The sequence below is a fragment of the Vibrio sp. 10N.261.51.F12 genome, assembly GCF_041471725.1.
In the GTDB taxonomy this organism is placed as follows: Bacteria; Pseudomonadota; Gammaproteobacteria; order Enterobacterales; family Vibrionaceae; genus Vibrio.
In genome coordinates this window covers 66,948-81,434 of sequence record NZ_JBFROV010000016.1, presented here as the reverse complement: position 1 = coordinate 81,434, position 14,487 = coordinate 66,948, and the positions used below count along the sequence as shown (strand labels likewise).

The following is a 14,487-nucleotide window of genomic DNA, read 5'->3' as shown; positions in this document are numbered from 1 at the left end:
AAAAAGCGCCTTCGTTACCGAAGGCGCTTTTTGCTTTTGAACTCTTAACTCTTAACTCTTAACTCTTAACGACTTTAAATCGCTCATCACCTTGATTCGGCAACGCTAGATGCTTTCTCGACCATGCAACGATTCTAAATCTAAATCAGGCCCCATCGGCACAATTTGCGTTGGATTAATCCCAGCATGACTAAAGTAATAGTGACGCTTGATATGATACATATCGGTTGTCTCTTTCACCCCAGCGACCTGATACAATTCTTTGAGATAGCCTTGAATATGCTCATAGTCGGCAATGCGCTTTTTGTTGCATTTAAAGTGACCAACATAAACCGCATCAAACCGCACTAAGGTCGTAAACAAGCGCCAGTCTGCTTCTGTTATCTGACTTCCCGCTATGTAGCGATGCTGAGATAGATGCTCATCAACTTTATCTAAGGCATTGAACAACTCTGTATACGCCTCTTCATAGGCATCTTGCATCGTGGCAAACCCACAGCGATATACCCCGTTATTTATCGCTGGATAGATAAAGTCATTCCAATCATCAATGCTTTTGCGCAGTTTCTCGGGATAATAGTCGTCCGTATTTCCTGTTAAATCATTGAACTCAGAATTAAACATGCGAATAATCTCAGACGATTCGTTACTCACAATCGTCTGCGTTTTTTTATCCCAAAGCACAGGAACGGTAACGCGACCTGAATAATCTGATTTTGCTTTTGTATATATCTCATGAAGATTTGAGAAACCGAATAAAGGTTCAGGAAGCCCAAAAGACCAACCTTGGCTGAGCATGTCAGGGCATACTACGGTTACATCAATATGAGGTTCGAGTCCCTTTAATGCACGAAAGATCAACGTTCGGTGCGCCCAAGGGCATGCGAGAGAAACGTAGAGATGGTAACGGCCCGATTCCGGCAGAAACTTTGCTCCAGCCTCATTTTTCACCCAATGGCGAAACCCTGCATCTTCACGGACAAACTTACCGCCACTGGTTTTTGTGTCATACCAAACGTCATGCCATACGCCATCAACTAATTTACCCATTACCCACACTCACTTTATTCTGCTTTGAAATCAGTATAGAGAACGAGATCGCTAAGGTTCAGTGGGGTAGGTAAAAGAAGATGTTCGAATAAACTGAAGGAACAAAAAAAGCGCGACTCAAATTGATGTCGCGCTTAGGCCTGTCACAGGCTGAAATTATTGTCTTTGCTGTTCATAACGCTTAAGCGACATAGCGACGCTACTGCGAAAATAGAGCGAACTAGACCGAAACGTTAAGGCAAGACACGGCGTGCACATCTGAGCCTTGAATGGTCGGCTTTTGCTGAGCACACTGTTCCGTTGCTTGAGGGCAACGAGTCCTAAATACACAACCAGACGGTGGGTTAATCGGCGACGGCAAGTCCCCTTCCAACATTTGAATGGTTTTAGAACGCTCCAGTCTTGGATCCGGGATCGGTACTGCAGACATTAGCGCGCGCGTATAAGGGTGCTTAGGGTCAGCAAACAAAGCATCGGCTTCACCGAGTTCAACAGCGTTACCTAAATACATCACTAGAACACGGTCAGAGATATGTTTCACTACCGACAGGTCATGCGCAATGAACACTAGGCTCAAGCCTAATTCCGTTTGTAGCTCTTTAAGTAGGTTAACCACTTGTGCTTGAATCGACACATCAAGCGCTGAAACCGGCTCATCACAGATGATCATTTTGGGTTTCAGAATCAAGGCTCGAGCAATCCCGATACGTTGACACTGACCGCCAGAAAATTCGTGAGGATAACGGTTGATCACGTTAGGCAACAAGCCTACTTTCGTCATCATTTCCTTCACTTGATCCTTCACTTCTTGCTTAGATAGTTGCGGATAAAATGTTTGTAGAGGCTCGGCGATGATATCACCAACGCTCATACGTGGATTCAATGATGCCAGGGGATCTTGGAAAATCATCTGAATCTCTTTGCGCGTTTCACGGCGCTGAACCGCTTCCATCTTAGTCAGGTCTTGACCTAACCACATGACTTCGCCTTCCGTTGCTTCAACCAAGCCAATAATCGCGCGAGCAAACGTCGATTTTCCACAGCCTGACTCACCAACAACGCCTAAGGTTTCGCCCTCGTAAAGGTGAACATCGATACCATCGACCGCCTTTAGATTGGCAGGTTTTGACCATGGCCACGAAGATTTAGATGCAATGCTGAAATGTACCTTGAGGTTCTTAACATCAAGCAGTAGAGATTTATTATTTGAAATAGCGTTCATCGTACCCAAGTCTCCCAATCAGAAAAACACGCGCGTTGGCGATCTTGCCCAAAGCTCGTCAGTATCGGTGCTTCTTTACGGCAACGATCGGTCACTCGATGGCAACGCTCTTGGTAAGGACAGCCTGTTGGCAGACGCAGCAGGTTGGGTGGGTTGCCCGGTATGGTCGGTAGCACCGCTTCTACGCTATCGAGACGTGGAATCGCTTTAAGAAGACCTTCTGCATACGGGTGCGTCGGCTGGTAAAATATTTCGTCAACCGTCCCATATTCCATGGTACGACCAGCGTACATCACCAATACCTTGTCACACGATCCTGCCACAACACCCAGATCGTGGGTGATCATGATGATAGCGGTATTAAATTCGCTTTTAAGCTCGTTAAGCAAATCCATGATTTGTGCTTGAACGGTCACATCTAATGCGGTGGTTGGTTCATCGGCGATAAGCAGTTTAGGGCGACACAACAACGCCATAGCAATCATGACACGTTGGCGCATACCACCGGAGAACTCATGAGGGTACATGGTAATACGCTTGCGAGCCTCAGGGATTTTTACTGCTTCAAGCATGCGTACCGATTCTTCAAATGCTTCTGATTTTCCCATGCCTTTGTGAAGCATAAGCACTTCCATCAACTGGTCACTCACCTTCATATAAGGGTTGAGCGACGTCATCGGGTCTTGGAAAATCATGGCAATTTGTTCAGCGCGCACCTTGTTCAAGGCCTTTTCAGGCAGATTTAGAATCTCGTTGCCTTCAAACTTTGCACTGCCAGAAATAATACCGTTTTTGGCCAGTAGGCCCATAATCGCAAAAACCGTTTGCGATTTACCTGACCCTGACTCACCCACAATACCTAAGGTTTCACCTTGGTTTAGTGAGAAATTTAAATCGTTAACTGCGGTAACAATACCATCTTGCGTGGTAAATTCGACTCGCAGATCTTTGACATCTAATAAGCTCATATTGTTTCCTTTCTCTAATTCTTATCTGTCTTTTGGATCAAGCGCGTCACGAAGACCATCGCCCACATAGTTGAAGCAGAACAAGGTCACGACCATAAAGATGGCAGGGTAAATCAACTGCCAAATCGCCACTTCCATGGTTTGAGAGCCTTCTTGAAGAAGCGCGCCCCAACTTGTCATGGGTTCTTGAACACCTAAGCCAAGGAAAGAAAGGAAAGATTCCGTCAAAATCATGCTTGGAATCAGCAGCGTTGAATACACCGCAACGATACCCAATACGTTTGGAACAATGTGCTTTGTAATGATTTTCCAGTTACTCACACCAGAAACATACGCCGCTTCGATAAACTCTTTATTACGCAGGCTGAGTGTTTGTCCACGAACAATACGCGCCATATCCAGCCACGCAATGGCCCCTATCGCCACAAAGATTAGAACGATATTTCGTCCAAAGAATGTCACTAGTACAATCACAAGGAACATGAAAGGCACCGCGTATAGGATCTCCAGGATACGCATCATGATACGATCGACACGACCGCCGATGAATCCCGACGTTGCGCCGTACAAGGTACCAATTAATACCGCAACAAACGCCCCCAAGATACCGACCATCAGCGAGATTCGTCCACCGATTAGCGTACGTGTGTACAAGTCGCGACCCAAGCTGTCGGTACCAAACCAGTGATCGGCGCTCGGCGCAGCGTGCATCGCATACCAATCGGTATCATCAAACGCGTGCTGAGCAAACATCGGTAAGAAAATCACCGCTAGCGTCATTAAAGTCAGAATAAATAGACTGACCATCGCCGCTTTATTACGCATAAAACGAATACGAGCGTCTTGCCACAAACTGCGGCCTTCAATTTCTAGATTCTCGGAAAATTTTTCAATCGCTTCCAAGTTTTCTTTTTTCGTTAACATCATTACCGCACTCCCTTAGTAACGAATTTTCGGGTCAATCATCGCCAGTAAAATATCAACGATAGCGTTGAAAAGAATGAATAGGAAACCAATCAAAATGGTGACTCCCATTACTAGCGAGTAGTCGCGGTTAAAGGCAGCGTTCACAAACAGTTTACCGATACCGGGTAAGCCAAAGATCGTTTCAACCACTACTGAACCGGTGATGATGCCAACAAACGCAGGTCCCATGTAAGAAACAACCGGGAGCAATGCAGGTTTTAAAGCATGCTTGAGAACGATGTAACGGTAGCTCAACCCTTTCGCGCGAGCAGTACGGATAAAGTTACTGTTCAGTGTTTCAATCATGCTGCCACGAGTGATACGGGCAAACGTTGCCACGTAAAGCAACGACATTGCCATCACAGGTAAGACGATGTACTTCATGCCGCCATCGTGCCAGCCGCCTGCTGGAAAGATATTCCAATGGAGCGAAAATAGGTAGATCAATGCGGGTGCCAACACGAAGGATGGCATCACCACCCCGAGCATGGCGGTCGACATTATGGTGTAGTCGACCCAGGTATTATGCTTCAAGGCGGCAATAGTGCCGACGCTTACCCCCATGATCACGGTGAATATAAAGGCAATAAAACCAACTTTTGCAGACACAGGCAGTGCCACGGCAATCAGCTCATTTACGGTGTAATCTTGATATTTGAAGGAAGGACCAAAGTCACCTTGTAGAATGTTCGTCAAGTACGTGGTGTACTGCTCAAACACAGGCTTATCAAGACCATATTTTGCTTCAATGTTCGCCATCACTTCCGGAGGAAGGGGACGCTCACTTGAAAAAGGGTTACCTGGTGCAAAACGCATCAGGAAGAAAGATACGGTAATAAGCACCAACAAGGTTGGGATTGCTTCGAATATCCGTTTCATAATGAATTTAAGCATAAACTCACTCATCCAGTCTGTGACAATTTAAAATAGAAGAGACCCTGCGTGTGCTTTCGCACACACAGTGTCTTATATCGTTATATTTTTTATAGGGTTTTATTTAGCTTTGATGTAGAGATCTTTAGAATAGATCTTATCTTCAGCGTTACCTTCAGGGTAACCACCAAGCTCAGGTGACACGAGACGAGTCGTCACGTACTGATAGATTGGTGCGATAGGCATGTCTTTCGCGAGTAGTTTTTCAGCGTCGATATAAAGCTTAGTACGCTCTTCTTCAGAAGTAGAAGCCAGTGCTTTTTCGATCACCGCATCGTACTCTGCACTCTTGTAGTGCTGACCCGCTGTTGTGTTAGCGCTCACCATTAGAGTTAAGAATGAAGAAGCTTCATTGTAGTCACCACACCAGCCAGCACGTGCAACGTCAAAGTTACCTGTATCTTTACTGTCTAGGTACGATTTCCACTCTTGGTTCTCAAGTTTTGCATTGATACCCAGTTCTTTTTTCCACATTGAAGCAATGGCTACCGCAATCTTCTTGTGGTTTTCAGACGTGTTGTACAAAAGATCAAATTCTAGAGGGTTACTCTTCGAGTAGCCGGCTTCTTCAAGGAGACGTTTTGCTTCTGCAACACGCTCTTTTTGCGTCAACTGACCGTAAGCTGGAGTCACCGGATCAAATCCCGCTGTGATTTCAGGCGTTAAGAAATAAGCAGGTTTTTGGCCTTGGCCAAGGATCGCTTTAGAGATGATATCGCGGTCCATTGCATAAGACATCGCTTTACGAACGCGAACGTCGTCGAACGGTGCTTTTTGTGCATTAAATTGGTAGTAATAAGTACAAAGGTTACCTTTGATAGCAACGTCTTGTGGGTATTCTTTTTGTAGGCGACGGAAGTGCTCATTCGGTACTTCGTAAGTGAAATCTAATTCACCAGACAAGAAACGGTTCATTTCCGCTACTTGGTTTTCAATTGGTAGGAACGTTACCTTGGTCAATACTGTCTTATCTTTATCCCAATATGTATCGCTCTTAACAAGCTCTAGACGCTCGTTTACTACCCATTTGTTTGGTACAAATGCGCCGTTACCTACGAAGTTTTCTGGCTTCGTCCATTGGTCACCAAATTTTTCGACCGTTGCTTGGTGAACAGGCTTAACCGTTGTGTGACCCATCATCATTACAAAATAAGGAACCGCAGTATCCAAAGACACTTGTAATGTATGGTCATCCAGTGCCTTAACACCTAGCTCACTCTTGTCTTTCTTACCAGCAACGATGTCTTTTGCATTCGCCATCTTGGTGTATTCCATATACCAAGCGTACGGAGAAGCCGTTTTAGGGTCAACTGCACGTTGGAAGCTGAATACAAAGTCATTGGCGGTTACAGGGTCGCCGTTAGACCACTTCGCGTCATCACGAAGATGGAATATAAACGTTTTGTTGTCTTCCGTTTCCCAAGACTTAGCAACACCGGGGATAGTTTTGCCGTTTGCATCTTGGTTGACCAAGCCTTCTAGAAGATCACGAATAACATGTGATTCTGGAACGCCTTGAGATTTGTGCGGATCAAGTGTTGCTACTTCTGTACCATTACCACGTACAAGCTCTTGTTTATCTGCTAGTTTTGTGCCAGCAGGAACGTCTGCGGCAAGCGACGAAAAAGAGGTGGCAGCCACTGCCATACTCGCGCCTAGAAGAAGGGCTTGAGTGATTTTGTTCTTATACATGCATCTAACTCCAAGTAATTTTTATTGCATCCATGACGTCTTCGTATATTTGCTAGAACGGACAGCATTTTAGATTAATTTAGCTTCAACAATGAGCACAAAAATCTAAATCCATACAAAGATTGCGGTTCACATTACCAACCTTCAAAGTAATTTGCCATTAATTTGTAACAGAAATGGCATAACAAGCCTGTTTGCTCGAATAACCAGCAGATTACCCTGAAATATCGCTAATCCTTTAAAACTTATCGCTACAAAGTGCTAGATAGACAAAAGTGGTTATTTAAAATTCTTAAAAGAACAAGTTTTTTAGAACAATACACCATATATATCTACACTTATTTAACAATTAACCCTCATTCTACCCTTTGTACAGAATGTTCAAGTGTCAAAATAAACCTAAATGTGATATTTATCACATCAAATAGAAAGTCTTTTTTTTTACTCGATAAAGGTCACAAATTTTTCGGACTGCACCGTTTAATTGGTACGCTGAGAATAGAGATTATCACGCAGATTAATGAGCCACTAAATCAGTAACGACCTTCTAGAATTCAATATCACATCATTTTTGGGCATTATTTTTTACACCACTTGCACTTAACAAACAAGAAAGCAAAAAAAACCCAGCCTTTGACTACCAAAAAGACTGGGGTAACTGGAGGTTTGCGCGGCTCTAGCGCAATCTCAGATAAGGAGATGTATTATATGACGAGAAAGCGTTGCTACTTTGCGCATCATCAACACAAGTAAATGTTAAATATTTTTAACATTTACTTCCATAACCCATTCAGGGGACATACTGAGTGGTTAGTGAACATGTTTCCCACCAAAATATACCGTCAAAGGATCAATGTTACTGTCAGATGGCACTGACGAAGCCGCCTCCAGAAAAAGGGAGAACAGCTCGGATTGTGACGATATCTTTAACTTATTATGTATTCGCTTTCGATACACTTTAACCGTTTCCGTACTGACCTCCAATAAAGGAGCGATCGCCTTCGTCGAATAGCCTTGCAGCACAAGTTGCGTGACCTGACATTCTCGCTCACTCAAAAAGTCCTTACCGAAATTGCTAAAAATATCGTTGAGTTGATGGCCGATGGTTCGTTCTTCATTATTGCTCATTTTAAAATGCTTACTCACGGCAGCCTGAATGAGTTCAAAATAAATATCGAGGCGAGACTTTTCATCGCAAGACACCGCTTCTTGCTCACGAAGTCCGAGTGATAGCACAACATTAAATTCTGCGGAACACTGTATCAACATCCCAACCTCTTTCTTTAACCCAGTTTGCTTATACACCTGTTGGTAGTAATCGCTGGTATAAAATTCATCGGGTGCAATGTCGTCAAGCTTGTAAATTCCATCTTTAATGCCCGCCCTTATCAGCTGATAAAAGGGATCAAGAACTAACGTATTGAGCAACTCTTTGTTTTTCACCTCGTCACAGAAGTAATCTGAATCGTTATAGATCATGACAGGGGGTTGACCTTGGTTAAATCCCATCACCACTAGGCTTTCATAACCAATAATTTGAGTCACAAGCTTCGATAACTCTGACAGAAATTCAGCCTCCCCAATGGCCGTTACCACACTTGGGTACTTGTCACTAAACACTTGCCAACCTTCTATAGGTAAGGACATAGACACTCCTTATTGTCATTGCCATTCTATCAATAAGGATTTACCACGATTAGTGGCGTACCTCAACGCTTCCCCCTCCAACCTATTCGCTTCAATCAAAGAGCGACAGCCAACCTATTAGTTCTTCGGATCAAGAGCGAATGTAAGTAAATATTTCTTACATACTGGCAAATATAATTAACATCAAAAAGGACAATAACGATTTTTGATAGCATCCATCACAGTTTTAATTCGAATTTTATAAAATAAGCCTACTTCGATAACCAACTCGACTCGACCCAGCATCGGATTCCGCCCCGCTCCTCATCACGCTTATCTATTAACAGGCTTGTTATGCAAATAATTTAAAGGCCGAGCCCTAGGGTAACAACCCCAAAGCACCATTACCGTCGCTTTTAAACACCATTTGAGTTCAAGCAAATAGCGTTACCTTTGTCTTTAGTTCGCGATGTAGGCAACAATAAAAACCATCACAACAAACACAATCTAAACAAATTTAACAAACCTGTAACCCAAAGGGGGACTATGGCAAAAAGTCCATTCAGCACATCATGGAATAGCTGATAAAAATATATCTTAGAGACAAGGAATTGGTTATGAAAGTCACACAAGTAGAAAATCAAGCTATGGTCGCTGGCTTTGTCATGTTCTGTATAATGGCAATTGCTGGTTACGTTATGATGGGCCCAAATTACGTAGACTCAAACTTAGTCTTCGTCGATGCGTTATTCTCAACGCTATCGGCTACCTGCACACTTGGGGCAATTATGGTCTCTCGCGTGGTTGCGAAGCATTACGCAAAAGTGCCCGAAGGTGAAAGTAACCCTGAGAATTACTATGTATTATTTCGCGCAAGCCTTTTAGTCCTTGTGTTGCTGCTTGCCTTAGTCGGCGCTGCAGAAACGCTTGTTCTTCTCTATGGTGGGGCGACAGTATCTCTTCCTAACGCTGACCTATTTGCTATGTACTTCCTTGGTATTGGCCTTTTTTACTGCGTTTTATGGTTCCTTTATGCTCGCGCTAATCGTAAAGTCAACGGGCAAAGCTCTCTCTTAACAGCAGAAACACTTAACGCTAAAGTGAATGCTTTCTTACTCATTGGCGTGATGTTTATTTATATTGCAGTCATCAACATCCAAGCAATTTCAAGTATTTCAATAGGGCAAAGCTCGATTGGTGCCATGGCCGACAACTTGATACTTCTTGTTATCATCGCGGTCATCTCGCCAGAGCCAATTAAGTTAGCAAAAAGTGCTCTTAAGCAATTACGAACCAATAAAACCATGGTCTCCATCACTGGCCATAAAGCATGATGATTTCAGTACGCTTTTAAAAATATGCGAATGACTAGGTGAGAGGGATCGAGCCAGTCGCTAGCGGTTAATAAAGAATAGAACTGTGAATATATAACACAAAAAGCCACCTCTCCCCGAGGTGGCTTTTTGTGTTTATCGCGACTCAATTGCTACAACAAGAGACTCGTTTAACATCTCTTGTTCTGTTGCTACTCAACTAACGTGGCAACAGCTTGCTGCAGTTGTTGTTTGATTTCAGCATTAAGAACGTCACCATTCTCAACGTCAAAGTTGTCATAAAAACTTGGTACAGAAAGACTCGCTTTTACATTACCACCAAAATATGGCGCTGAATTCAAAGCGGCGGCCAACACATTTGCAGCCCCACCCGGTCCCGGTGAAGTCGATAAGTACACAGCAGGTTTTCCAGCAAAGACTTCACGTTCAATACGTGTCGCCCAATCAAACAAGTTCTTATAAGCCGCTGGAAAATGACCATTGTGCTCTGCATATGAGATGACTAGAGCGTCAGCCTGAGCAATCGCTTCTAGAAACTGTTTAGCGCCATCAGCTTGTCCGATCTCTTTCTCTTTGTCTTCGCTAAAAAGAGGAACTTCATACTGATTGATATCAAGCACTTCAACATCAGCTCCTTCAATTTGGTTTGCGGCGTACGTCGCAAGTGATTTGTTAATAGATGTACTACTAGTGCTTGCGCCAAATGCGATAACTTTCATGATGATTCCTTATATTCTTATTGCTGCTTGCTTCTATTTGTTAATAGATTAGTCCACTAACAAAAATCAACAAGCTAGAAAATCTCACTAAGTCATTCAATATTTTCGAACAAGGTTAAACCAGCGCTTGCAGTTCAGCCCAGAGTGCATTAACGATGGTTCGATCTGACGGGCTTAATTCTGATTTTGCTTCATCTAAGCTTACTTGGATACGAGCCTTCAATATTGCAATATCGTCGATCTCTTCTTCCTCACAAGAAGCCGTAGATAGCGAAATGTGTCCGCGTAGGTAGCCCCCAGCAAACAACTCGTCGTCTGACGCTTCTTGGATTCGTGCGTCAATAATTTCGATAAGCTGTTCTTCGTATTCAATAATCATATAAAACGTTGTCCTAATTGTGTCGTTCAACGAACAATAAACTGTTCACTGGTTAATTCTGGGGTACCGTAATGCTGCCTGAGCGCAAGCGAAAGCTGTGCCACTCGAACTGGCAGCCCTTCTTGCAATATTTTATCTAATTCATCTTTCACTTTTTGCATGAACACCAACCGATCAGGTTCGACATCACCATTTAAGTTATCGCAGCTTACTGAAAATGGAAAACCAGCACTGGTTGCTAAAATCCATTCATAGGCTTGTGGACGAATCTCAACTTTTTCAAATTCAGATTGGACTTGTTCAGTACGACCATCGGGTTCATACCAATAACCGAAATCTTCCAGTAGTCGCCTCTGTGGACCAGCCACACACCAGTGTGCGATCTCATGTAGCGCCGAAGCATAAAAACCGCGGGCAAATATAATACGATGGTATTCGTAGGTGTTATCGGCTGGCAGATAGATCGGCTCATCGCCACCCAACTCTAGAACGGTATTATAGTCGCTGAAAGTCTGGTTAAAAATCGTTATTAAGTCTTGATATTGGTGCTGCATGGTCATTTTATACTGCAAATATTAGGGCCATATTGTCTATGGAATTGGCAATAAGGTAAAGTCTCTATCTGTCTTTTGTTCTTTCTTGTTTATTTCTCTTTTATTCATTAGTTTTATTTATCGGTAAAACGTTTCCGTTGTAGTTAATTTCATTCGTCAACAACACTTATCCCCCCTACACTAGCGCATCTTTTTCTTTTGAGATTCATATCATGTTACTCAGTGTTTTGTACATTATTGGTATTACGGCCGAAGCGATGACAGGAGCGCTCTCTGCGGGCCGACGTAACATGGACTGGTTTGGTGTCATGCTTGTTGCCAGTGCGACCGCTATTGGCGGAGGGACGGTAAGAGATATTCTGCTGGGTCACTACCCACTAGGTTGGGTAAAAAACCCAGAGTTTTTGGTCATCACCTGTATTGCAGGCGTCCTAACCACTGGGCTTGCCAAATGGATAATTAAACTGAAAGGCGTCTTTATTCGACTCGATGCACTGGGGTTAGTTGTTTTCACGATTATCGGGACTAACGTGGGCCTGAGTATGGAATTGCACCCTTTTATTTGCATCGTTTCAGGGTTAGTCACGGGTGTATTTGGAGGATTACTACGTGATCTTATCTGCCGACAAACCCCGTTAGTTCTTCATCAAGAGCTATACGCCTTAGTTTCCGTTGTCGCAGCGTGTCTCTATTTGGGGCTACTAGAGCTTGGTTTTAATACACTGCCAACAACAATAATCACCATTGTCGTAGGTTATACATTGCGCATGGCAGCCGTGCGCTTTAAATGGCGACTTCCTAATTTCAAGTTAGATACCGAAGAAGCCATCCATTAGACGTGACTCATTGGTGCCTGGGGCTTAAAACGAATAAAGGTCTCGTCAAAACGTAACGAGACCTTTACTTGAGTTAGTCACTCTCTGCACATACGCGATTTTGAACCGAGGCTGGTGCAGGCTCATAGTGACTCAGCGTCATACTAAAACGCCCCTCACCTCCGGTTAACGCTTTCAAGCGACGAGAATAATCTTGCAGTTCATTAACCGGCGACTTTGCTTGCAACCGCGTGGTGGTGTACCCCGTCTGCTCAGTGCCTACAATCAACCCCCTGTTGCCCGACAAATCGCCGGTCACGTCACCAACACAGGACATGGGAATGTCCAATGCAAGGTCAACTATCGGCTCCAATACAATAGGACCCGCTGACCTGACTGCGTCTAAAAATGCTTTTTTACCGGCAATCACAAACGCAATTTCTTTGGAATCAACAGAGTGATATTTGCCTTCATGAAGCGTCACTTCTATGTCTCGGATAGGGTTCCCCGAAATCGCCCCTTCTTCCAGTGCCTGGCGAATACCTTTTTCAACTGCCGGTATCAATGAGGTTGGAATGGAAGCCCCGACCACCTTATTAATGAAGGAAAACCCTTTACCACGTTCTAAAGGCGTAACCGATAACGACACCTCGCCAAACTGTCCAGCGCCACCACTTTGCTTTTTATGCCGGTATCGCGCGTCTGCTGGGCGAGTAATGGTCTCAAAATACTCGACACTGGGTTGATGAGTATCGACGTTGAGCTTGTAGACCTTCTCCATTTTTTCTAGTGCAATGGTGAGGTGAAACTCACCCTGGCCACTCAACACCGTTTCGTTTGTTGCGGCACGATGTTCCAACTTAAGAGAAGGATCCTCAGCCAAAATTTTCGTCAGAACATCGGAAAGTTTCTGTTCATCCCCACGCTTCGTTGGCGTCATAGCTAAACTGTACATGGACTCAGGAAACAACAGGGTGCGAAATTTCACGCCGTCTTCGTCATGGGAGTCATGAATCAACGAATCGAAAGCCAACTCATCCACTTTCACCATCACGCATAGTCCACCAGCTTTACAAGACGCAATCTCTTGACGTTTTTTCCCTTGCAATGAGTATAAATGTCCTACCTTAAAAGCCTTATTATTCTCACCCACATAGAGTTGGCTACCGGCGGTAATCTCCCCTTGGAAGACTCGAATATAAGCAATTTTGCCAAGGTAAGGGTCGACGCTGACTTTATAGACATGCGCGACGGTATGATCACGCTTATCACAATTAATCGCCACTGACTGGCCATGTTTTTCTAACAATGGCGGATTCCCTTCATCAGGCATTGGCATAATTTCAGCTAATGTACGCAGCAATAAATCACAGCCTGCTCCTGTGTCCGAAGACACAAAACAGATCGGTATGACATGCCCTGTCCGTAAAGCTTCTTCAAACGGATCGTGAAGTTGCTCTGCCGATAGCTCCGAGCCTTGCTCTAAATAGACCTCCATTAAGGATTCATCCATCTCAACAACTTGGTCCACCAGCAACTCGTACGATTCATCAACACTACTAAATAGCGTCGCTCGCTCAATGTTGGGTTCAAAATAACAATCGACAACCTCTGCGGGTTTATCCGATGGAAGATTGATGGGTAAACACTGCGCACCAAAACGTTGCTCTATTTCATCAAGGTATGCCATCAACCGCTCTGGATGTGCGTCAATTTTATTAATGATGATCATCTGACACTTACGCTGTTGGTTAGCAAAAGCAAAAAGCTGTTCAGACACTTGATTGATCGGGGTGCTTGCATCAAGGACCAGTGCCGTCGCTTCGACCGCAGGGAAAATACTGAGCGTTCTGCCCATCAGTTCCGTTTGCCCCGGAGTGTCGATGAGGTTGATACGGTGCTTATTCCACGTTAGAGAAATAGGGGTAGCTTCAACACTGTGTTGATAATGAATAGACTGGTCATCAAAATCGGTGATTGTGTCGCCATCTTCAACGTGCCCCAAGTGTGAGCTGGAGTGCGATTCGAAAAGCAAGCGTTCGATTAAGCTGGTTTTACCGGTACCGGTTTGGCCAATAAAGGCAATATTTCTGATTTCATAATGGGACATAACAGGCTCCTTAAATGATAGAAAACACGTGTACACGTCGAGTCGGCGGTTTCCCGCCTTCTCGTCTTCCATGTCATTTTTTGGATTCCTCTACTCAAGAAGCACCTCCTTGTCACCGG

At 44.1% G+C, this 14,487-nt stretch carries 13 protein-coding genes; 2 read left to right on the top strand and 11 right to left on the bottom strand.

Features of this window, described 5'->3' with window-relative positions; translation table 11 throughout:
• Window positions 1–105: 105 nt before the first annotated feature.
• From AB4405_RS10720 to AB4405_RS10690, 7 genes are all read right to left on the bottom strand, one after another.
• The gene (locus AB4405_RS10720; RefSeq protein ID WP_372060766.1) at window positions 106–1,050 is read right to left on the bottom strand and encodes a glutathione S-transferase family protein; all 945 of its coding nucleotides are present in this window, start codon (window positions 1,048–1,050) and stop codon (window positions 106–108) included.
• 220 nt (window positions 1,051–1,270) lie between these two features.
• On the bottom strand, window positions 1,271–2,272 hold the full coding sequence (gene oppF / locus AB4405_RS10715) for a murein tripeptide/oligopeptide ABC transporter ATP binding protein OppF (RefSeq protein ID WP_372060765.1): 1,002 nt from the start codon (window positions 2,270–2,272) through the stop codon (window positions 1,271–1,273).
• Window positions 2,269–3,240: an ABC transporter ATP-binding protein gene (locus AB4405_RS10710; RefSeq protein WP_102467684.1), complete on the bottom strand. Its 972-nt coding sequence runs from the start codon at window positions 3,238–3,240 to the stop codon at window positions 2,269–2,271. Before AB4405_RS10710 ends, oppF begins: the two co-directional genes overlap by 4 nt.
• A 21-nt stretch (window positions 3,241–3,261) precedes the next feature.
• Window positions 3,262–4,164, bottom strand: coding sequence for an oligopeptide ABC transporter permease OppC (gene oppC, locus AB4405_RS10705; RefSeq protein WP_372060972.1), 903 nt, complete (start codon window positions 4,162–4,164; stop codon window positions 3,262–3,264).
• 15 nt (window positions 4,165–4,179) lie between these two features.
• A complete protein-coding gene (oppB, locus tag AB4405_RS10700; RefSeq protein ID WP_372060764.1) occupies window positions 4,180–5,100 on the bottom strand; it encodes an oligopeptide ABC transporter permease OppB in 921 nt (306 codons plus the stop codon).
• Window positions 5,101–5,199: 99 nt separating this feature from the next.
• Window positions 5,200–6,831: an ABC transporter substrate-binding protein gene (locus AB4405_RS10695; protein ID WP_102467682.1), complete on the bottom strand. Its 1,632-nt coding sequence runs from the start codon at window positions 6,829–6,831 to the stop codon at window positions 5,200–5,202.
• An 810-nt stretch (window positions 6,832–7,641) separates the two neighbouring features.
• The gene (locus AB4405_RS10690; RefSeq protein WP_372060763.1) at window positions 7,642–8,478 is read right to left on the bottom strand and encodes a helix-turn-helix transcriptional regulator; all 837 of its coding nucleotides are present in this window, start codon (window positions 8,476–8,478) and stop codon (window positions 7,642–7,644) included.
• Window positions 8,479–9,074: 596 nt separating this feature from the next.
• Between AB4405_RS10690 and AB4405_RS10685 the strand changes: the two genes are divergently transcribed.
• A complete protein-coding gene (locus AB4405_RS10685) occupies window positions 9,075–9,791 on the top strand; it encodes a cation transporter (RefSeq protein WP_102467680.1) in 717 nt (238 codons plus the stop codon).
• A 191-nt stretch (window positions 9,792–9,982) separates the two neighbouring features.
• Here AB4405_RS10685 and AB4405_RS10680 read toward each other — a convergent pair whose 3' ends face one another.
• The 3 genes from AB4405_RS10680 to AB4405_RS10670 form a co-directional block, all read right to left on the bottom strand.
• The gene (locus tag AB4405_RS10680) at window positions 9,983–10,510 is read right to left on the bottom strand and encodes an NADPH-dependent FMN reductase (protein ID WP_372060762.1); all 528 of its coding nucleotides are present in this window, start codon (window positions 10,508–10,510) and stop codon (window positions 9,983–9,985) included.
• A 115-nt stretch (window positions 10,511–10,625) separates the two neighbouring features.
• Window positions 10,626–10,889, bottom strand: a complete 264-nt coding sequence (locus AB4405_RS10675; RefSeq protein WP_372060761.1) for a YfcL family protein — start codon at window positions 10,887–10,889, stop codon at window positions 10,626–10,628.
• 26 nt (window positions 10,890–10,915) lie between these two features.
• Window positions 10,916–11,443: an elongation factor P hydroxylase gene (locus tag AB4405_RS10670; protein WP_372060971.1), complete on the bottom strand. Its 528-nt coding sequence runs from the start codon at window positions 11,441–11,443 to the stop codon at window positions 10,916–10,918.
• 212 nt (window positions 11,444–11,655) lie between these two features.
• Here AB4405_RS10670 and AB4405_RS10665 point away from each other — a divergent pair, with 212 nt between their 5' ends.
• On the top strand, window positions 11,656–12,279 hold the full coding sequence (locus AB4405_RS10665) for a trimeric intracellular cation channel family protein (protein ID WP_372060760.1): 624 nt from the start codon (window positions 11,656–11,658) through the stop codon (window positions 12,277–12,279).
• Between the two features lie 73 nt (window positions 12,280–12,352).
• On the opposite strand, the gene fusA is transcribed toward AB4405_RS10665, so the two are convergent.
• On the bottom strand, window positions 12,353–14,368 hold the full coding sequence (gene fusA, locus AB4405_RS10660; RefSeq protein WP_372060759.1) for an elongation factor G: 2,016 nt from the start codon (window positions 14,366–14,368) through the stop codon (window positions 12,353–12,355).
• Window positions 14,369–14,487 lie beyond the last annotated feature (119 nt).

What these genes read in the sequence shown, in the direction of transcription:
- AB4405_RS10720 (WP_372060766.1), bottom strand. Translation starts at nt 1,050, where the DNA reads ATGGGTAAATTAGTTGATGGCGTATGGCATGACGTTTGGTATGACACA.
- oppF (WP_372060765.1), bottom strand. Translation starts at nt 2,272, where the DNA reads ATGAACGCTATTTCAAATAATAAATCTCTACTGCTTGATGTTAAGAAC.
- AB4405_RS10710 (WP_102467684.1), bottom strand. Translation starts at nt 3,240, where the DNA reads ATGAGCTTATTAGATGTCAAAGATCTGCGAGTCGAATTTACCACGCAA.
- oppC (WP_372060972.1), bottom strand. Translation starts at nt 4,164, where the DNA reads ATGTTAACGAAAAAAGAAAACTTGGAAGCGATTGAAAAATTTTCCGAG.
- oppB (WP_372060764.1), bottom strand. Translation starts at nt 5,100, where the DNA reads ATGCTTAAATTCATTATGAAACGGATATTCGAAGCAATCCCAACCTTG.
- AB4405_RS10695 (WP_102467682.1), bottom strand. Translation starts at nt 6,831, where the DNA reads ATGTATAAGAACAAAATCACTCAAGCCCTTCTTCTAGGCGCGAGTATG.
- AB4405_RS10690 (WP_372060763.1), bottom strand. Translation starts at nt 8,478, where the DNA reads ATGTCCTTACCTATAGAAGGTTGGCAAGTGTTTAGTGACAAGTACCCA.
- AB4405_RS10685 (WP_102467680.1), top strand. Translation starts at nt 9,075, where the DNA reads ATGAAAGTCACACAAGTAGAAAATCAAGCTATGGTCGCTGGCTTTGTC.
- AB4405_RS10680 (WP_372060762.1), bottom strand. Translation starts at nt 10,510, where the DNA reads ATGAAAGTTATCGCATTTGGCGCAAGCACTAGTAGTACATCTATTAAC.
- AB4405_RS10675 (WP_372060761.1), bottom strand. Translation starts at nt 10,889, where the DNA reads ATGATTATTGAATACGAAGAACAGCTTATCGAAATTATTGACGCACGA.
- AB4405_RS10670 (WP_372060971.1), bottom strand. Translation starts at nt 11,443, where the DNA reads ATGCAGCACCAATATCAAGACTTAATAACGATTTTTAACCAGACTTTC.
- AB4405_RS10665 (WP_372060760.1), top strand. Translation starts at nt 11,656, where the DNA reads ATGTTACTCAGTGTTTTGTACATTATTGGTATTACGGCCGAAGCGATG.
- fusA (WP_372060759.1), bottom strand. Translation starts at nt 14,368, where the DNA reads ATGTCCCATTATGAAATCAGAAATATTGCCTTTATTGGCCAAACCGGT.